This window comes from Pseudomonas sp. CAU 1711 (genome assembly GCF_039888625.1).
Taxonomy (GTDB): domain Bacteria; phylum Pseudomonadota; class Gammaproteobacteria; order Pseudomonadales; family Pseudomonadaceae; genus Aquipseudomonas.
Window position 1 is genome coordinate 26,885 of the sequence record NZ_JBDQQT010000017.1, and the last position, 18,214, is coordinate 45,098.

Consider the following 18,214-nt stretch of genomic DNA (forward strand, 5'->3'; position numbering starts at 1 on the left):
GAAAGCAGGACCAACATGGATATATCACTCACCCACCGCCTGTCGTTCAAGCAGGCCAGTCTAACGGTGCTGGTGGCCTTTATCCTGGGAACTCTGCTCAGTCTGATCCAGGTCAGCCTGGATTATGCCAACGAAGACGCCTCCATCGACCGGGAAATCCATTCCCTGCTGGAAATCAGCCACAACCCGGCGGCGCGCATCTCCTACAACATCGACGCCGAGCTGGCCCAGGAGCTGGTGCTCGGCCTGCTGCAATCGCCGGCGGTGATGCGCGCCGAGATCATCGACAACAGCGGCCTGGTGCTGGCATCGGTCGGCCGCCCGCCGGCACGGAATCGCTACCGCATCTTCAGCGACTTCCTGTTCGGCGAACGCCGCCAGTTCGAGGATCAGCTGTTCGTCAGCCATGCGCCCAACGAGTCGCTCGGCGTGCTGCGTCTGGAAGTGGACACCTTCGCCTTCGGCAACGACTTCCTGCGCCGTGCCCTGCTCACCCTGGTCACCGGCTTCGCCCGCAGCCTGCTGCTGTCGCTGATCCTGCTGGTGCTGTTCTACGCCATGCTGACCAAGCCGCTGGTGGGGATTATCCACGCGCTCAGCGACCGCGACCCGCGCCGCGACTTCGCCCCGCTGCCCTGCCCTGCGGGTCACGACCTGGACGAGATCGGCACCCTGGTGAGCGTGACCAACCAGCAACTGATCAATACCCACCGCGAGATCAGCCAGCGGCGCGAGGCCGAGGATCGCCTGACCCAGTACCTGGGCGAGCTGGAGAACATCGTCTCGGCGCGCACCGCCGAACTGAAGGCCACCAACGCCCGCCTGATTCAATCCAACCGGGAGCTCGAGCAGGCCCGCAGCACGGCGCTGGAAATGGCCCAGGCGCGGGCCTCTTTCCTGGCCAACATGAGCCATGAGATTCGCACCCCGCTCAACGGCCTGCTGGGCATGCTGGAGCTGACGCTGGACGGCTCGCTGGACGCCGAGCAGCGCCAACAGCTGGCGATCGCCCATGACTCGGGCAAGGTGTTGGTCGACCTGCTCAACGATATCCTCGACCTGTCCAAATTCGAGGCCGGCCAACTGGAGCTGGAAAGCATTCCCTTCGACCTCGGCGCCCTGGCGGAAGACACCGCCAACCTGCTGTCGCAGAACGCCGGCCCCAAGGTCGAACTGACCTGCCTGATCGATCCGAACCTGCCGGCCCAGGTGCTCGGTGATCCGACCCGGGTGCGCCAGGTGATCAGCAACCTGCTGTCCAACGCCCTCAAGTTCACCCGCGCCGGGCGCGTCGATTTGCGCGTGGCGCCGAGCGCCAAGGGCGTACGCATCCTGGTCAGCGATACCGGCATCGGCATCCCCGAGGATGCGCACCAGCGCATCTTCCAGCCCTTCCTCCAGGCCGGTGCTGGCATCACCCGCCAGTTCGGCGGCACCGGCCTCGGCCTGGCCCTCACCCGTCGCCTGTGCGAGGCCATGCAGGGCCAATTGCAGCTCGAATCCCGGGAAGGCGTCGGCAGCCAGTTCAGTGCCGAGCTGCCTTTGCCGCAACACACCCCGCCGCTCAGCTGGCCGCCGCTGCATGGTCTCGTGGCGGCCTTCTGCGCGACCGGCAGCGGCCTTGCCGAACAGCTGCAGAGCTGGCTGCCGAGCTGGGGGCTGCAGTTCCAGCGGCTCGATGAGAGCGCCTCTGCCGACGCCATAGAAGCCGACCTGCTGATCTGCGCCAACCCCGAGCGCCTGCGTGCCTTGCGGCGAGAGCGGCAGGTACCGCTGCTGCTGGTCTCCGCCTATGGCGCCTTCATTCCATCGGCCCTGGCCAGCGAACTGGCTCCGCTGGAGCAGCTGGCCCGCCCGCTGGCGCGCCACGCGCTGCACCGTGCATTGCAGCGCCTGCTGCGGCAACTCGCCGCCACGGCCGAGCCCAGCCACGCGGAACTGCAGCAGCCAACGCGCCAGCAGGCCAGGGTGCTGCTGGTGGAGGACAACCCGGTGAACCAGATGGTGGCCAAAGCCATGCTAAGCAAGCTGGGTTGCGAAGTGGCAGTGGCCGCGCATGGCGGCGAAGCCATCGGCTACCTGGAGCAGCACCCGGTGGATCTGGTGCTGATGGACTGCAACATGCCGGTGATGGATGGCTACGAGGCGACCCGGCGCATCCGTCAGAGCGGACGCTGGCCCGACCTGCCGGTCATCGCACTGACCGCCAACGCCCTGCCGGACGAACGCGAGCGCTGCCAGGCGGCAGGGATGAACGACTATCTGGCCAAGCCCTTCCGCCGCGAGGACCTGGCCAACCTGCTGGACAGCTGGCTACCGCTCACGAGTGAACCTTGAGCAGGCTCAGCAGCTGCCCGAGCCCCTGACGCAGGCCATCCAGCGCGCCGAGATCGACGCCGCTCTCGCACAGCAGACGCTGCTTGAGCGGCAACACCCGGTCGCGCAGCGCCACGCCCGACTCACTCAGTGCCAGGCACAGCTCGCGTTCGTCGGCACTGGAGCGGCGGCGACATACCAGGCCGAGCTGCTCCAGGCGCTTGAGCAAGGGCGTCAGGGTGCCGGAGTCGAGCTGCAGCCGCTCGCCCAGGGCTTTGACCGTGGCCTGCGGCGGCGACGCCGCCTGCCACTCCCAGAGCACCAGCATGACCAGGTACTGCGGATAGGTCAGGCCGAGCTCATCGAGCATCGGCTTGTAGGCGCGGATCACCGCCCGCGAGGCGGCGTAGAGCTTGAAGCACAGCTGGTTGTCCAGCAGCAGTTGCGCTTCGGCCTGGTCGAATGCACTCATTGCAGCAGGGCTTCGATCTCGGTGCTCAGCTCCTCCGGCTTGGTGGTCGGGGCGAAACGCTTGACCTGGGAACCGTCGCCGCTGATCAGGAACTTGGTGAAGTTCCACTTGATGCCCTTGCTGCCGAGCAGCCCCGGCGCGCGCTCCTTGAGCCGCACATAGAGCGGATGAGCGTCGGCGCCATTGACGTCGATCTTCTTGAACAGCGGGAAGCTGACGCCGAAGTTCAGCTCGCAGAACTCGCTGATGGCACCCTCGTCGCCCGGCTCCTGCTTGCCGAACTGGTTGCAGGGAAAGCCCAGCACCACCAGGCCCTTGTCCTTGTACTGCTGCCAGATGTGCTCCAACCCCTTGTACTGCGGGGTGAAACCGCACTTGCTGGCGGTGTTGACCACCAGTACGGCCTTGCCGCCGAAGTCCTTGAGGGTCTTCTGCTCGCCCTTGATGGTGGTGACGGGGATATCGAAAAGCTTGTCGCTCATGGCTCGCGGCTCCGTTGCGCTGAAGGAGTGAAGAATATAGTGAGCAATTCATTTGCACACAACTTAATTGCCCAATAAGAAGGCCCGCCGGTCGGCGAGCCTCGCGGAACCCTCAGCGCGGCACCAGCTTCAGCGCCACCGAGTTGATGCAGTAACGCAGCCCGGTCGGCTGCGGCCCATCGGGGAATACGTGGCCGAGGTGGGCGTCGCACTTGGCGCACTTGACCTCGATGCGGTGCATGCCGTGGCTGAAGTCCTCCTTCTCGGCGATCACTTCGCCGCTGACCGGCTGGAAATAGCTGGGCCAGCCGCTGCCGGAATCGTACTTGGCATCCGAGTCGAACAGTGCCTCGCCGCAGCAGGCGCAGTGGTAGATGCCGGGCACCTTGCTGTCGTGGTATTCGCCGGTGAAGGCACGCTCGGTGCCGCCCAGCCGACAGACGTGGAACTGCGCCTCGGAGAGCTCGTCGCGCCAGGCTTCCAGGGGTTTCTCGATCTTTTCCATGGGGTGCTCCTCATCGGCGGAATAATGCCCGGCCGGTACCTTTTCCGGATGCCGGGCCACACGTATCATGCGTGCCTCTTTGGACGCCAGTCTGCCTGCCGCGTTACAGCGCAGGCTCCGCATCGGGACACAGGATCATGCAGGTCAGCAAATCGAACAAGCTCGCCAACGTCTGCTACGACATCCGCGGGCCGGTGCTCAAGCACGCCAAACGCCTGGAAGAGGAAGGCCAGCGCATCCTCAAGCTGAATATCGGCAACCCGGCGCCGTTCGGTTTCGAGGCCCCCGAGGAAATCCTCCAGGACGTGATCCGCAACCTGCCCACCGCCCAGGGCTACTGCGACTCCAAGGGCCTGTTCAGCGCACGCAAGGCGGTGATGCAGTACTACCAGCAGAAGCAGGTGGAAGGCGTCGGCATCGAGGACATCTACCTCGGTAACGGCGTCTCCGAGCTGATCGTGATGGCCATGCAGGCGCTGCTCAACAATGGCGACGAAGTGCTGATCCCGGCCCCCGACTACCCGCTGTGGACCGCCGCCGTGGCGCTGTCCGGCGGCAAGCCGGTGCACTACCTGTGCGACGAGCAGGCCGGCTGGTTCCCGGATATCGCCGACATCAAGGCCAAGATCAGCAGCAACACCAAGGCCCTGGTGCTGATCAACCCGAACAATCCGACCGGCGCCGTGTACTCCAAGGAAGTGCTGGAAGAGCTGGTGGAAGTCGCGCGCCAGCACAACCTGGTGCTGTTCTCCGACGAGATCTACGACAAGATCCTCTACGACGAGGCCGTGCACATCTCCACCGCCTCGCTGGCGCCGGACGTGCTGTGCCTGACCTTCAACGGCCTGTCCAAGAGCTACCGGGTGGCCGGCTTCCGCTCCGGCTGGGTGGCCATCTCCGGGCCCAAGCACCGCGCGCAGAGCTATATCGAAGGCCTCGACATGCTGGCCAATATGCGCCTCTGTGCGAATGTCCCCAGCCAGCACGCGATCCAGACCGCCCTGGGCGGCTACCAGAGCATCAACGATCTGGTGCTGCCCAACGGCCGCCTGTTGGAGCAGCGCAACCGCGCCTGGGAGCTGCTCAACGACATTCCCGGGGTCAGCTGCGTCAAGCCGATGGGCGCGCTCTACGCCTTCCCCAGGATCGACCCCAAGGTCTGCCCGATCCACAACGACGAGAAGTTCGTCCTCGACCTGCTGCTCTCCGAGAAGCTGCTGATCGTCCAGGGCACCGCCTTCAACTGGCCCTGGCCGGACCACTTCCGCGTGGTCACCCTGCCCCGCGTCGACGACCTGGAGCAGGCCATCGGCCGCATCGGCAACTTCCTCAAGACCTACCAGCAATAGGCCGGGCATGGACCTGCAGATCGACGAGTTCTACAAGGATGCCGCCGCCGGCATGCTGATGCTCTATCAGGCCTTCCCACGCAAACTGGCACTCTATGTGGAAGACCTGATCGGCCGCGAGGAGCCCGACGAGTTCGGCCTGCCCAGCAAGCGCCACCAGGCCTGTCTGGGCGCCCTGCTGTGGCTGGCCGAGGAAGGCTACATCCGCTTCGACTCGACCATCGCCTACGATGCCCTGGACCAGGCGGTACTGACCGAGAAGGGCTTTATGCGCCTGTCGCGCGGCGTGCCCCACGCCCTGCCCGCCGGCGAGGCCCTGCCGCCCAGCGTGCGCAGGGTGCAGGCCACCCTCGCCTGGCAGCTGCGCGAGGCCCTGGCTCAGCACAACGGCGAGCGTACCGCGCGCCTCGCCCGCCTGCTGTTCGAGAGCAGCCTGAACCCGGCAAGCGACATAGTTTGAAATAGTGCCTCGGTTGAAGCGGTCGCGGGCCAACCTTATATAGCTCGCATACTTAGACCGTCTCTCGCCTGAGGAGAAGCTTTAAACCATGATGCGTATCGTGCTGTTCCTGGCTACCAACCTGGCGGTGCTGCTGATCGCCAGCGTCACCCTGAAACTGCTCGGGGTCGATCGTTTCACCGGCCAGAACTACGGCAGCCTGCTGGTCTTCTGCGCCGTATTCGGCTTCGTCGGCTCCTTCATCTCGCTGTTCCTGTCCAAGTGGATGGCGAAGATGAGCACCGGTACCGAGATCATCACCCAGCCGCGCACCCGCCACGAGCAGTGGCTGTTGCAGACCGTCGAGGAGCTGTCCCGCGAGGCCGGCATCAGGATGCCGGAAGTGGGCATCTTCCCGGCCTACGAGTCCAACGCCTTCGCCACCGGCTGGAACCGCAACGACGCCCTGGTGGCCGTCAGCCAGGGCCTGCTGGAACGCTTCTCGCCCGATGAGGTGAAGGCGGTGCTGGCCCACGAGATCGGCCACGTGGCCAACGGCGACATGGTCACCCTGGCCATGATCCAGGGCGTGGTGAACACCTTCGTGATGTTCTTCGCGCGCATCTTCGGCAACTTCGTCGACAAGGTCATCCTGAAGAACGAGGACGGCCCGGGTATCGGCTACATGCTGGCGACCATCTTCGCCGAGCTGGTGCTGGGCATCCTGGCCAGCATCATCGTCATGTGGTTCTCCCGTCGCCGCGAGTTCAAGGCCGACGAGGCCGGCGCCCACCTGGCTGGCACCGGCGCCATGATCGCCGCCCTGCAGCGCCTGCGCGCCGAACAGGGCGTACCGGTGCAGATGCCCAGCAGCATGACCGCCTTCGGCATCAACGGCGGCCTGAAGAACGGCCTGGCCGGTCTGCTGATGAGCCACCCGCCGCTGGAAGACCGCATCGAGGCCCTGCGCCAGCGCGGTTGAGCCAGCCTAAGCGCACTCCACGAAGGCGGCCCCAGGGCCGCCTTCGCTCGTTCTGGGCTGGACTAGACTGCAGCTAACGCTCGCAGTGCCATGAGGCCGGCATGCCACGAATCCCCGCTCTCTGTCTGCTGCTTCTCGCCCTTGGCAATGCCAGGGCGGAGCTGGCAGAGCCCGTGCGTCTCGATACCAGCACCGAAGAGCCCTACCAGGTGGTCATGGATGGCGAACTCAGCGGGCTGTCGGTCAAGGTACTCGAGTGCATCTTCGGCCGCATGCAGCAACCCTACCGAATCCAGGTGACCTCCTTCAGCAGGGCCCGGCAGAACGTCAGCCGGCGCCTCGCCGACGGCTTCTTCAGCTCGGCGCCGGACAACCAGGTGGACGGCTATGCGCAGCTCTCCGCGCCACTACTGATTGAGAAGTGGTACTGGTACGCCCTCGACCCGCACATGCTCAACCGACCGGTCTGGGACCCTCGGCTGCGCATCGGCAGCGTGCTCGGCAGCAACGCCCTGACCTGGCTGGAGTCGCGCGGTATCTCGGTGACGCAACGGGCATCCCGCCTGAAACAACTGGTGGAGTTGCTGCACCATGAGCGCATCGACCTATTGCTGGCCGACAGCTCGGCCATGAACAGCCTGGTCGAGAGCGATGCGAAGCGCCGCCCGCTGCTGCAGCGCTTCGTGCGCTACTCGCCGATGGGCGTGTACTTCTCCCGCGCCTTTCTCGACGAGCATCCGGACTTCCTCAAGGCCTTCAATCGCCAGGTGGAGAACTGCGCCCCGGACGCAACGCCGCTGAGCGACGGAGAACGCAACTACCTGCAACAGCTGGTCAAGCAACACTTGCAACGCTGGGCCTACCACCCCGACCTGCTCACGGCACTGCGCAGCGGCGCGCAACTGGGCAACAGCGAGGAGCGCATCCGCGAGCTGGACAGGCAGTGGCTACGCGAACGCATCCTCGAAGAGAAGCCGCTGATCAAGCGGGTGCAGCGTACCCAGCCCTCTCGCCTGCTGGTAAGCATCGCCCGCCAGTACCGACCACTGTTCAACGAGCTGTTCGTCAGCGATCGCAGCGGCCAGCTGCTGGCCATGAGCCGGGTGACCAGCGACTACTGGCAGGCCGACGAAGAGCACTTCAGCGTGGCCATCGCGCTGTCTCCGGGTCAGGTACACATCAGTGACATCGAATACGACGGCTCCACCCAGAGCTTCCAGAGCAAGGCCTCGGCGCCCCTGCACGACCCCAAGAGCGGCGAGCTGCTCGGTGTGATCAGCCTGGGCATCAATATCGAGGTGGCGTTCGGCACCCTGCTGCCCTGAAGCAGACTCATCGAGCAGTTCGATAGAATCGACGGGAAAGCTGCGTTATTCATCGAGACCTCTCCGTAGGACAATGGCGCCATCCCCCACTGGAGAACGCCATGCTGCCCAGCCTCTTCGTCTCTCATGGCTCGCCCATGCTGGCCCTCGAACCCGGCGCCAGCGGCCCCGCGCTCGCGGCGCTGGCCGCGGCCCTGCCGCGACCGCGCGCCGTGCTGGTGGTCTCCGCGCACTGGGAGAGCCGCGAGCTGTTGCTCGGCAGCGCGGCCTGGCCGACTACCTGGCACGACTTCGGCGGCTTTCCCGCGCCCCTCTATGCCGTGCAGTACCCGGCCCCGGGCGCGCCCGAGCTGGCTGAACGAGCGGCCTCGCTCCTCGCCGCCGCGGGGCTGCCCGCCGCGCTGGACGAACGGCGCCCGCGCGACCACGGCGCCTGGGTGCCACTGCGGCTGATGTACCCGCAGGCCGATATCCCCGTGCTGCAGCTGTCGCTGCCCAGCCAGGCCGGCCCCGAGTTGCAGCTACGCGTCGGCCAGGCCCTGCGCGAGCTGCGCGACCAAGGTGTATTACTGGTCGGCTCCGGCAGCATCACCCACAACCTCGGCGAACTGGACTGGCAAGCCGGCCCAGACGTCATCGAACCCTGGGCCGCCGAGTTTCGCAACTGGATGGTGGACAGGCTGCAGGCCGACGACCGCGCCGCGCTGCTCGACTACCGGCGCCAGGCGCCGCACGCGGCGCGCAACCACCCCAGCGAGGAACACCTGTTGCCGTTGTACTTCGCCCTAGGCGCCGGCGAGCGCTTCACCCTGGTACACCGTGGCTTCACCTATGGCGCCCTGGGGATGGACATCTACCGCTTCGACTGAGCCCAGGCCGCTGCAATAAAAAAGCAACGCACCGCGGATAAGGTACGCGCAGTTTTTCCGACAGGCCTGCATCAATGCGCGCGACACGAAACATCCGCAAGACCCTGGATCTGGTGGCCAGCCACAACGAAGACGCCGCCCTGGCGGTGATGCGCGCCGCCGAGCGCAGCGGCGACGAGCTGCTCAAGCAGCAGCTGTTCAATGTCATCCACCGCCTCAATCAGGACGCCTGCGATCTGCGCGACCTGCGCGAGCACCTGGAGCTGAGGAGCGCCTGAGCATCCCGCGCAGGCGCTACGCTTCACCTTCCGCTAGAGTGGCGACACCTTCCTCGAGACAGGGACAGTTGCCATGCTTGCCAAGCTCCTGATCACCGTCGGCATCGCCTTCTACGCGCTGGCGGTGCCGATCTTCGAGATCAACGCCAGTCACGTATTCAACCCGCAGTGGACGCCCCACGCGCGCTTGCACGAAGTCTGGCAGCTGGTCACCAACTGCGCCCTGGGCGCCTTCAGCCTGTGGCTGGTGTGGTTCAGGAACGAGATCCGCCTGAGCAGCCTGCTCACCCTGTTCGTCACCGGCGGCTTTCTCTTCGCCTATGCCCTGCGCGGCCAGTACGACGGCTCCATGGTGCTGTCCGACGGCTCGGAAAAGATGATCTTTGGCATCAACCTGGGCCTGTTCGCCTACAGCCTGGCTATCGCACTGGCGGCGATCGCGGTGCTTATCGAGCGGCAGAAAGAAAGCTGAAACGAAAGAGCCCCGCACAGGCGGGGCTCTTGGCACAGCGGCGTAGGACTCAGTCCTCGCGGTAGCGGCGCAGCTTCAGGGCCTTGCCGGCGACGCGGGTGTCCTTGAGCTTGCCGAGCAGGCGATCCAGGCCGTCTTCCGGCAGCTCGACTAGGCTGAAGGTCTCGCGGATCTGGATGCGACCGATGGCATCGCGCTGCAGATTGCCCTCGTTGAGGATGGCGCCCAGCAGGTTCTTCGCGGCGATGCCGTCGCGTGCGCCCAGGGCGGTGCGGCAGCGCACCTTGCCTTCGCTCGGCGCGGCCATCGGCCGGCGCTCGGAGCGCTCGCCACGCTCCGGGCGCTCACCGTCGCGCTCGCGGCGCTCACGCGCCGGCCCGGCAGTCGGTACCAGCGGCTGCTCGCGCTCGACGCTGGCCAGGTCCAGGGCCTGACCCTTGGTGGCAAGCTTGAGTAAGGCTGTGGCCAGGGCGCGCGGGCTGCAGCCGATGTCGCCGACCAGGCGGTCGAGCAGCTCGCCGTGGCTGGCTTCGGCCTCGGCAGTCAGCGGTGCCAGGCTGGCGGTAAGCTTTTTGATGCGTGCGTCCAGCACCTGCTGCGGCGTCGGCAGCTTGACCTCGCCGACCTTCTGCCCGGTGACGCGCTCGATCACCTGCAGCATGCGCCGCTCGCGCGGTGTCACCAGCAGCAGGGCACGGCCGTCGCGACCGGCACGGCCGGTACGGCCGATGCGGTGTACGTAGGACTCAGGGTCATAGGGCATGTCGACGTTGAGTACATGGGTGATGCGTGGCACGTCGATACCGCGGGCGGCCACATCGGTAGCGACCACGATATCCAGGCGGCCATCCTTGAGCGACTCGATCACCCGCTCGCGCTGGTTCTGGGCGATGTCGCCGTTCAGCGCGGCGGCCTTGTAGCCCTTGGCTTCCAGGGCGGCGGCCAGGTCCAGGGTGGCCTGCTTGGTGCGCACGAAGGCGATCAGCGCGTCGAAGTCCTCGACTTCCAGCAGGCGGGTCACGGCATTGATCTTCTGATCGGCGTGGATCATCAAATGGGCCTGCTCGATGCGCGACACGGTCTGGGTCTTGGCCGCGATCTTGACGTGCTTGGGCTCGCGCAGGTGCTTCTCGGCGATCTCGCGGATGGAGTGCGGCAGGGTGGCGGAGAACAGCACGCTCTGGCGGCTTTCCGGCATGGCCTGGAAGATCACTTCCAGGTCGTCCATGAAGCCGAGCTTGAGCATCTCGTCGGCCTCGTCCAGCACCAGGTGGCGGATGGTCGACAGCAGCTGGTCATTGCGGCCCAGGTGATCGACCAGGCGGCCCGGGGTGGCGACGATGATCTGTGCGCCCATGCGCAGGGCCTTGAGCTGCGGGCCCATGGGGGCGCCGCCGTACACGGCGACCACGTTCACGCCCGGCATCTGCTTGGAGTAGGTCTCGAAGGCGGTGGCCACCTGCAGGGCCAGCTCGCGGGTCGGCGCCAGGATCAGCGCCTGCGGCTCGCGCTTGGCCGGGTCGAGCTTGGACAGGATCGGCAGGGCGAAGGCGGCGGTCTTGCCGGTGCCGGTCTGGGCCTGGCCGATCATGTCGTGGCCACCGAGGATCACCGGGATCGACTGGGCCTGAATGGGGGACGGCTCTTCGTAACCCACCGCGGTGATGGCGGCAAGAATGGAAGGATGAAGGCCGAGATCGGCAAAGGTGCCGGTTTCCTGAGTCATGGTATGCCTCTATGTGCATCCGCAAAGACCCAGGAACAAAGGCTGCGCGCGCCGTGAAGGACCTTGTGGGTCACCCTGGCAGCCGATCGACGGGTGTTTGCGAATTCGCGATGGATGAAACGTCAAGGGTAGCCCGCAAGGCAGGCCAGTAGCGAAGCGGCGCTTCGTGGAATTGACGGGGCCGTTTTGGCCGGGCGCGGATCATACAGGAAATTCCGAGAGATTGGGCAGGTTTTTTGCCTAAGGACAACAATCAGCCGGGCAATCGATTATGACTAGACATAAGAAGCCCTTGCTCCAGGCCCCAGCACCGTCTCTCGAACCTAGCAAGGTGGCACCGGACGGGCGCATGGGCGTGTGCAGCATCCCTGTGCAGTCCGGGAGAAATACCCGGATTGCACCTGGCTACTAGGCCCTCACCGACTCCCAAGCCACCCGCGCCAGCAGCTCGCGGCAGTCGGCCAGATCGGTGTGGGTGCGTCCGGCCAGCCAGTTGCGGGCGAAGTCGTGGGCCGGGCCGATGATCACCGAGGCGAAGCAGTCGGCCGGCATGGCCTTAAACAGCCCCTCCTCGCGGTAACCGGCCAGGGCATCGAGGATGCGCTGGTAGTGCATGCGATTGGCCTCGCGCAATTCCCCCCCCATCTCGCTGGCCTCGACCCGCCCACGGCTGTGCAGGATGAAGCGTGCCCAGTCCGGGTTGGCCACCACCCAGTCGACATAGCTGGTCACCAGCAGATGCACGCAGGCCTCGGCACTGTCGGCGGTGGCGAAACCCTCGGCCAGCAACGCCGCGTACTCGGCAGTACCGGCCAGGTACAGCGCGCCGATGATGCGCTCCTTGTTGCCGAAATGATGGTAGAGGCTGCCGATGCTGGCGCCGGAGCGGTCGCGGATCATCTCGATGGTGGTGGCATCCACCCCGAACTCGGTGAAGCAGGCCAGGGCGGCCTGGAGGATTTCGTCCTTGCGGGAACGACGGGCCATGGGCTCTCCGATCAGATTAGAATAATTTTCTAGAATTGTTTTCTAGTATACGTATACTGCCTGGCGCGCGCTTCTCTTCAATGATCCACAGGAGCCCCCATGAGTCAGATGATGCAGATGTACCAGCAGGTCGGCCCCGCCCAGTTCAGCACCATGATCGGACAGGTCGCCCCCTACTTCGCCAGCATCGCCCCGCAGTTCGTCGAGCTGCGCCCGGGCTATGCCGAGGTGACTTTCCCCAAACGCCGCGAGGTGCTCAACCACCTCGGCACCGTACACGCCATAGCCCTGTGCAACGCTGCCGAACTGGTCGCCGGCACCATGACCGATGCCTCCATCCCAACCGGCTACCGCTGGATTCCGCGCGGAATGACGGTGGAGTACCTGGCCAAGGCCAAGGGCGACGTGCGCGCCGTGGCCGATGGTAGCGCCATCGACTGGAGCCAGGCCGGCGACGTGAAGGTGCCGGTAGTGGCCTATGTCGAGGACACCCCGGTGCTGCGCGCCGAGATCACCATGTACGTCAGTCAGGCCTGATTCATCCGGAGCTCATCATGATCACCCCACTTTCTCGCTCGCTGGACAATGGCAACGGGCACAGCCTGTCCAGCCACTGGTATCGGCCGCCAGGCGATGCACGCGGCGCCGTGCTGATCGTCCCGGCCATGGGCGTCGAGCAGCGCTTCTACGAGGCCTTTGCCCGCTGGCTGGCCGAACACGGCTACCTCGCCGTGACCTTCGACTACGTGGGCATGGGGCTCTCCCGCAACGGCTCCCTGCGCGCACTGGACGTGGATGTGATCGGCTGGGGCCGCCACGACTGCAGCGTCATGCTCGACGCGGTCGTCGAGGCCGCCGGCGAACTGCCGGTGTATTGGATAGGCCATAGCCTGGGTGGGCAGATCCTGCCTTTCGTGCAGGGCAGCGAACGCATCCGGCGCGCCTTCACCATCGCCACCGGCAGCGGCTACTGGCGGGAAAACACCAGGAGCCTGCGCCACAAGGCCTGGTTGCTCTGGTACTGCGTGGCCCCACTGGTGACGCCACTGGCCGGCTACTTCCCGGGGCGCCGTCTGGGCATGGTCGGCGATCTGCCACGCGGCGTGATCAGACAGTGGCGTCGCTGGTGCCTGAACCCGGAGTACTCGGTGGGCGCCGAAGGGGCGGAAGTCCGCGCTGCCTACTCGGCGGTGCGCACCCCGATCACCTCGATCTCGTTCACCGACGACGAGATGATGTCCAGGCGCAATACCGAGTCGCTGCATGGCTTCTATCGCAGCGCGCCGCAGACGGCCAAGCGCATCGCCCCACAGGACATCGGGGCGAAGCGCATCGGTCACTTCGGATTCTTCCGCAACCAGTTCGCCGACTCGCTGTGGACGGGGTACCTGCTGCCTGACCTGGGCTGACCCACGGCCGGGGCTGCTCAGTCGAGGCTGACCAGCACCCGCCCGACCAGCTTGCCGGCAAGGATCTGCGCGATGGCCTGGGGCAGCTGCTCCAGGCTCACTTCCTCGGCCAGGCTCTCCAGGCTACCGAGTTTCCATTGCAGGGACAGCTTGTCCCACATGGAGGCCTTGACCACCAGGGGCAGCTCGACCGAGTCCACGCCCAGCAGGTTGACCCCGCGCAGGATGAAGGGCGCCACGTTGCCCTTGAAGCCCATGCCGGCGGTCAGACCGCAGCAGGCGGCGCTGGCGCCGTAGCGCAGCGACTTGACCACGTTGAACAGAATGTCGCCGCCGACGGTATCCACCGCGCCGGCCCAGCGCTCCTTGAGCATGGCCTTGTCCGCGCCCTCCTGCAGCTCTTCGCGCGGCACTATCTGCTGGGCACCGAGCTGGCGCAGGAACTCGCCCTGCCCGGCCTTGCCGGTGGAAGCCGCGACGTTGTAGCCGAGACGCGCCAGCAGGGCCACGGCGATGCTGCCGACACCACCGGTGGCGCCGGTGACCAGCACCGGACCGGCGGCAGGAGTCAGGCCGGCCTGCTCCAGCTTGTCCACGCACAGCGCAGCGGTCAGGCCGGCGGTGCCGAGCAGCATGGCCTCGCGCAGGCTCAGCCCCTTGGGCCGCTTGATCACCCAGGCCGCCGGCACACGGACGTACTGGCCGAAGCCGCCGGCGGTGTTCATGCCCAGGTCGTAGCCGGTGATGATCACCTCGTCACCGGCGGCGAACTCGCCCACGCTCGACTGCTCGACCACCCCGGCGGCGTCGATGCCGGGGGTATGCGGGTAGCTCTTGGTCACGCCGCGGTTGCCGCTGGCGGACAGGGCGTCCTTGTAGTTCAGCGAGCTATAGCGCACACGAATCAGCACCTCGCCCTCGGGCAGGTCGCTCAGCGCCCGCTCGACCACGCGCGGCACGAAGGCGCCGTTCTCCTCGTCGACCAGCAGAGCCTTGAAGGCTGTCATGGCTTACTCCTACCAGAAACGTTGTTGATTGAGCCGGCTCCACCAGTTCAGCAGCAGGCGATCCAGGGTGACGCTGGCAGCCAGGCCGAAGCGTTCCGGCAGGCTCTTCTTCTCCGCGTAGTGCAGGTGGAACAGCTCGGCCTCGCGGGCGCGCTCGGCCAGGTATTCGTCACTGGTCTTGAGCTCGTCGACCAGGTGTTTGTTCAGTGCCGAGACGCCCAGCCAGACCTCGCCGGTGGCGATCTCGTCGATCAGCAACTGCGGCCGGTAGCGCGCGACGAAGTTCTTGAACAGCTCGTGGGTGGTCTCCAGATCCTCCTGGAACTTCTCCCGGCCCTTCTCGGTGTTTTCACCGAACACTGTCAGGGTACGCTTGTATTCGCCGGCGGTGAGCACTTCGAAGTCGATATCGTGCTTCTTCAGCAGGCGGTGCAGGTTCGGCAGCTGCGCCACCACACCGATGGAGCCGAGGATGGCGAAGGGCGCGGACAGCACCTTGTCGCCGATACAGGCCATCATGTAGCCGCCGCTGGCCGCCACCTTGTCCACACACACGGTCAGCGGCACGCCGGCCTGGCGGATGCGCGCCAGCTGCGACGCCGCCAGCCCGTAGCCGTGCACCATGCCGCCGCCACTCTCCAGGCGCAGCACCACCTCGTCCTGGGCGTTGGCCAAGCTCAGCAGCGCGGTGACCTCGTGGCGCAGGTTGTCGGTGGCCGAAGCCTTGATGTCACCGTCGAAGTCGAGCACGAACACCCGCGGCTTGGCCTGCCCCTCCTTCTTCTCCTGTTTGGCCTGCTTGGCCTCGGCCTTGCGCCGGGCCTTGAGCTGCGCCTTGTCCAGCAACTCGTGCTCCAGGCGCTGGCGCAAACCCTTGTAGAAATCATTGAGCCGCTGCACCTGCAGCTGGCCATGGCCCTTGCCGCGGCCCTTGCCACGCAGCGCAGCGACGGTCAGCAGCACCACGATGATCGCGACCACTACCGTCAGGGTGCGGAGCAGGAACTCCGCGTAATCCATCAGAAACTCCACAGTTCCCCCTCGTCTATCCTGTCACGGGCCCCATGCAGACGCCCGCTCGCCTCAAGCATAACGGCGCCGGCGCCGGCCGGCCAACCGCGAAGCGCCCTATATCGGCACCCCGAATGAATTCAAACAAGCGTATGTTTTTTCGTTGACAGGGGCCCGGCCGAGCCCCTACCCTCGCGAAACTTCAACCCGCCGGGTAACGCGGACGTGGGCAGCATCTACCTGATTCGACATGGCCAAGCCTCTTTCGGCGCCGACGACTACGACGTGCTGTCGCCGCTCGGCGTGCGCCAGGCCGAAGTGCTCGGCGACCATCTGGCCCAGCTCGGCATCAGCTTCGATCGCTGCCTGAGCGGCAACCTGCGCCGCCAGCAACATACCGCCAGCGCCACACTGCAACGCTGCATCGCCGCAGGCCTGAACGCCCCCGAGCTGGAAGTGGACCCGGCCTTCAACGAATTCGACGCCGACGCTGTGATTCGCGGCCTGCTGCCGGCCATGCTGCCGGACGAGCCGGACGCCCTGGACATCCTGCGCAACCCGGCGCAGAACCGCGCCGCCTTCCAACACCTGTTCGCCCGCATCATCCGCCGCTGGCTCAGCGGCGAACATGATCAACCGGGCCACGAGACCTGGCTGGGCTTCGTCGCACAGGTGCAGGGTGGCCTGAAGCGCCTGCTGGCCCAGGCCGAGAGCAAGCAGAACATCGCCGTGTTCACCTCCGGCGGCACCATCACCGCCCTGCTCCACCTGCTCACCGGCGTGCCGGCGGACAGGGCCTTCGAACTCAACTGGCAGATCGTCAACACCTCGCTGTCGCGCCTGCAATTTCGCGGCAGCGAGGCGACCCTGGCTTCCTTCAACAGCCGTGTGCACCTGGAACTGTTGAAGGCCCCGGAACTCATCACCTACCGCTGAGTACCGGCCCACAAACGGCCCGCAAGGCCGCGAGACCCTCGATAACAAAGGATGAAACCATGAGCTCCGTTGCCGACATCATCAACACCATGCAGTCCAAGTTCAACGCCAGCGCCGCTGCCGGTCTGGATCTGGTATTCCAGTTCAACATCGAAGACGGTGAGAACTACGCGCTGATCGTCAAGGACGGCACCTGCGACGTGCAGCAGGGCGACAACGCCAACGCCAACGTCACCCTGATCATGGACAGCGCCACCCTGGCCGGTATCGCCAGCGGCGAAACCGACGGCATGCAGGCCTTCATGGGCGGCAAGTTGCGCGCCGAAGGCGACATGATGCTGGCCATGAAGCTGGCCGAGCTGTTCCCGGTATAAGCCCCAGGGCACACCGCGAAGCAGAGCAGAACCGGAGCCCCAGGCTCCGGTTTTTTTTCGCCCGTCCACAGGCACAGGACGGCAATCAGGCCTCTTGATCGACGGCCAACAGCCGCATCTATAAAGCTGTGCTTCACTCGATAGCACCATTAGATTAACAAATGATTAGTGGCCCCCATCATCAGCAGAAGGGATAAGCATGACGCTGACAGACCAGTCCACCGGTATCCGCGAAGGCGAGGAACTCGATGCCGCGCAGATCGACCCGTACCTGAAGGCGCATATCCCGGGCCTGACCGGTACGCCGCGCATCAGCCAATTCCCCGGCGGCGCCTCCAACCTCACCTATCTGCTGGAATACCCACAGCAGGAGTTCGTCCTGCGCCGCCCGCCCTTCGGCCACAAGGCCAAGTCGGCCCACGACATGGGCCGCGAGTACCGCATCCTCAACCAGCTCAACGCCGGATTCCCTTACTGCCCCAAGGCCTACGTGCACTGCACCGACGAGTCGGTGATCGGTGCCGAGTTCTACGTGATGCAGCGGGTCAAGGGCATCATCCTGCGCAGCGACATGCCGGCCGAGCTGAACCTCGGCGCCGAGCAGACCCGCGAGCTGTGCAAGAGCTTCATCGACAAGCTGGTCGAGCTGCACAACGTCGACTACCAGGCCTGCGGCCTGGCCGACCTGGGCAAGCCGGAAGGCTACGTGAAGCGCCAGATCGAAGGCTGGAGCGACCGCTACGAGAAGGCCCTGACCCCGGATGCCCCAACCTGGGAACCGGTCAAGGCCTGGCTGCGCGAGAAGATGCCGGCCGACCACCACAAGCCGGGCATCGTGCACAACGACTACCGTTTCGACAACGTGCTGCTCGACCCGACCAACCCGATGCAGATCATCGGCGTGCTGGACTGGGAACTGACCACCATCGGCGACCCGCTGATGGACCTGGGCAATACCCTGGCCTACTGGATCGAAGCGAACGACCCGCAGCCCATGCAGCTGATGCGCCGTCAGCCGAGCAACGCCCCGGGCATGCTGACCCGCCAGGAGTTCGTCGACTACTACGCCGAGCGCGCCGGCATCCAGATCGACAACTTCGACTTCTACTACGTCTACGGTCTGTTCCGCCTGGCCGGCATCGTGCAGCAGATCTACTACCGATTCTTCCACGGCCAGACCAAGGACAAGCGCTTCGCCCAGTTCATCATGATGAACAAGCTGCTGGAGCAGGCCGCCTTGCAGGTCATCGGCAAATCCACCCTCTAACCCGGCTC

Annotated in this window: 20 protein-coding genes; 13 read left to right on the forward strand and 7 right to left on the reverse strand. The window is 65.6% G+C overall.

What is annotated here, in order from left to right; genetic code table 11:
* The first annotated feature begins 15 nt into the window (after positions 1–15).
* Positions 16–2,337: a response regulator gene (locus AAFN46_RS17920; RefSeq protein ID WP_347810058.1), complete on the forward strand. Its 2,322-nt coding sequence runs from the start codon at positions 16–18 to the stop codon at positions 2,335–2,337.
* On the opposite strand, the gene AAFN46_RS17925 is transcribed toward AAFN46_RS17920, so the two are convergent.
* The 3 genes from AAFN46_RS17925 to msrB all read right to left on the reverse strand — a co-directional run bounded on the left by AAFN46_RS17925 (position 2,321) and on the right by msrB (position 3,775).
* Positions 2,321–2,788 (reverse strand): MarR family transcriptional regulator, encoded by a 468-nt coding sequence (locus AAFN46_RS17925; RefSeq protein WP_347810059.1) that lies wholly within the window; start codon positions 2,786–2,788, stop codon positions 2,321–2,323. The genes AAFN46_RS17920 and AAFN46_RS17925 overlap by 17 nt on opposite strands.
* Positions 2,785–3,270: a glutathione peroxidase gene (locus AAFN46_RS17930; RefSeq protein WP_347810060.1), complete on the reverse strand. Its 486-nt coding sequence runs from the start codon at positions 3,268–3,270 to the stop codon at positions 2,785–2,787. Before AAFN46_RS17930 ends, AAFN46_RS17925 begins: the two co-directional genes overlap by 4 nt.
* 112 nt (positions 3,271–3,382) lie before the next feature.
* Complete coding sequence (msrB, locus tag AAFN46_RS17935; protein WP_347810061.1) at positions 3,383–3,775, reverse strand: peptide-methionine (R)-S-oxide reductase MsrB; 393 nt, start codon at positions 3,773–3,775, stop codon at positions 3,383–3,385.
* A 137-nt stretch (positions 3,776–3,912) separates the two neighbouring features.
* Between msrB and AAFN46_RS17940 the strand changes: the two genes are divergently transcribed.
* From AAFN46_RS17940 to AAFN46_RS17970, 7 genes are all read left to right on the forward strand, one after another.
* Entirely contained in the window at positions 3,913–5,124 is a 1,212-nt protein-coding gene (locus AAFN46_RS17940; protein WP_347810062.1) for a pyridoxal phosphate-dependent aminotransferase, read from the forward strand.
* 7 nt (positions 5,125–5,131) lie between these two features.
* A complete protein-coding gene (locus tag AAFN46_RS17945) occupies positions 5,132–5,584 on the forward strand; it encodes a hypothetical protein (RefSeq protein ID WP_347810063.1) in 453 nt (150 codons plus the stop codon).
* Between the two features lie 88 nt (positions 5,585–5,672).
* Positions 5,673–6,545 (forward strand): protease HtpX, encoded by an 873-nt coding sequence (htpX, locus tag AAFN46_RS17950; RefSeq protein ID WP_347810064.1) that lies wholly within the window; start codon positions 5,673–5,675, stop codon positions 6,543–6,545.
* Between the two features lie 101 nt (positions 6,546–6,646).
* Positions 6,647–7,870: a PDC sensor domain-containing protein gene (locus AAFN46_RS17955; RefSeq protein WP_347810065.1), complete on the forward strand. Its 1,224-nt coding sequence runs from the start codon at positions 6,647–6,649 to the stop codon at positions 7,868–7,870.
* A gap of 101 nt (positions 7,871–7,971) precedes the next feature.
* Positions 7,972–8,739, forward strand: a complete 768-nt coding sequence (locus tag AAFN46_RS17960; protein ID WP_347810066.1) for a class III extradiol ring-cleavage dioxygenase — start codon at positions 7,972–7,974, stop codon at positions 8,737–8,739.
* 74 nt (positions 8,740–8,813) lie between these two features.
* On the forward strand, positions 8,814–9,017 hold the full coding sequence (locus tag AAFN46_RS17965; RefSeq protein WP_347810067.1) for a hypothetical protein: 204 nt from the start codon (positions 8,814–8,816) through the stop codon (positions 9,015–9,017).
* Positions 9,018–9,090: 73 nt separating this feature from the next.
* Entirely contained in the window at positions 9,091–9,489 is a 399-nt protein-coding gene (locus AAFN46_RS17970) for a hypothetical protein (protein ID WP_347810068.1), read from the forward strand.
* Positions 9,490–9,538: 49 nt separating this feature from the next.
* On the opposite strand, the gene AAFN46_RS17975 is transcribed toward AAFN46_RS17970, so the two are convergent.
* Positions 9,539–11,215 (reverse strand): DEAD/DEAH box helicase, encoded by a 1,677-nt coding sequence (locus AAFN46_RS17975; protein WP_347810069.1) that lies wholly within the window; start codon positions 11,213–11,215, stop codon positions 9,539–9,541.
* Between the two features lie 408 nt (positions 11,216–11,623).
* The gene (locus AAFN46_RS17980) at positions 11,624–12,202 is read right to left on the reverse strand and encodes a TetR/AcrR family transcriptional regulator (protein ID WP_347810070.1); all 579 of its coding nucleotides are present in this window, start codon (positions 12,200–12,202) and stop codon (positions 11,624–11,626) included.
* A gap of 99 nt (positions 12,203–12,301) precedes the next feature.
* Here AAFN46_RS17980 and AAFN46_RS17985 point away from each other — a divergent pair, with 99 nt between their 5' ends.
* A complete protein-coding gene (locus AAFN46_RS17985; protein ID WP_347810071.1) occupies positions 12,302–12,739 on the forward strand; it encodes a hotdog fold domain-containing protein in 438 nt (145 codons plus the stop codon).
* 17 nt (positions 12,740–12,756) lie between these two features.
* Positions 12,757–13,611: an alpha/beta fold hydrolase gene (locus AAFN46_RS17990; protein ID WP_347810072.1), complete on the forward strand. Its 855-nt coding sequence runs from the start codon at positions 12,757–12,759 to the stop codon at positions 13,609–13,611.
* A gap of 17 nt (positions 13,612–13,628) precedes the next feature.
* Here AAFN46_RS17990 and AAFN46_RS17995 read toward each other — a convergent pair whose 3' ends face one another.
* Together AAFN46_RS17995 and sohB are read right to left on the reverse strand one after the other, a co-directional pair.
* Positions 13,629–14,618, reverse strand: a complete 990-nt coding sequence (locus AAFN46_RS17995) for a YhdH/YhfP family quinone oxidoreductase (RefSeq protein ID WP_347810073.1) — start codon at positions 14,616–14,618, stop codon at positions 13,629–13,631.
* A gap of 9 nt (positions 14,619–14,627) precedes the next feature.
* Positions 14,628–15,650: a protease SohB gene (gene sohB, locus AAFN46_RS18000; RefSeq protein WP_347810074.1), complete on the reverse strand. Its 1,023-nt coding sequence runs from the start codon at positions 15,648–15,650 to the stop codon at positions 14,628–14,630.
* Positions 15,651–15,854: 204 nt separating this feature from the next.
* On the opposite strand from sohB, the gene AAFN46_RS18005 reads away from it, so the two are divergent.
* The 3 genes from AAFN46_RS18005 to AAFN46_RS18015 all read left to right on the forward strand — a co-directional run bounded on the left by AAFN46_RS18005 (position 15,855) and on the right by AAFN46_RS18015 (position 18,206).
* On the forward strand, positions 15,855–16,565 hold the full coding sequence (locus AAFN46_RS18005; RefSeq protein WP_347810075.1) for a histidine phosphatase family protein: 711 nt from the start codon (positions 15,855–15,857) through the stop codon (positions 16,563–16,565).
* A 59-nt stretch (positions 16,566–16,624) separates the two neighbouring features.
* Positions 16,625–16,939: an SCP2 sterol-binding domain-containing protein gene (locus tag AAFN46_RS18010; RefSeq protein ID WP_347810076.1), complete on the forward strand. Its 315-nt coding sequence runs from the start codon at positions 16,625–16,627 to the stop codon at positions 16,937–16,939.
* Between the two features lie 199 nt (positions 16,940–17,138).
* Positions 17,139–18,206: a phosphotransferase family protein gene (locus AAFN46_RS18015; RefSeq protein WP_347810077.1), complete on the forward strand. Its 1,068-nt coding sequence runs from the start codon at positions 17,139–17,141 to the stop codon at positions 18,204–18,206.
* The last annotated feature ends 8 nt before the right edge of the window (positions 18,207–18,214 follow it).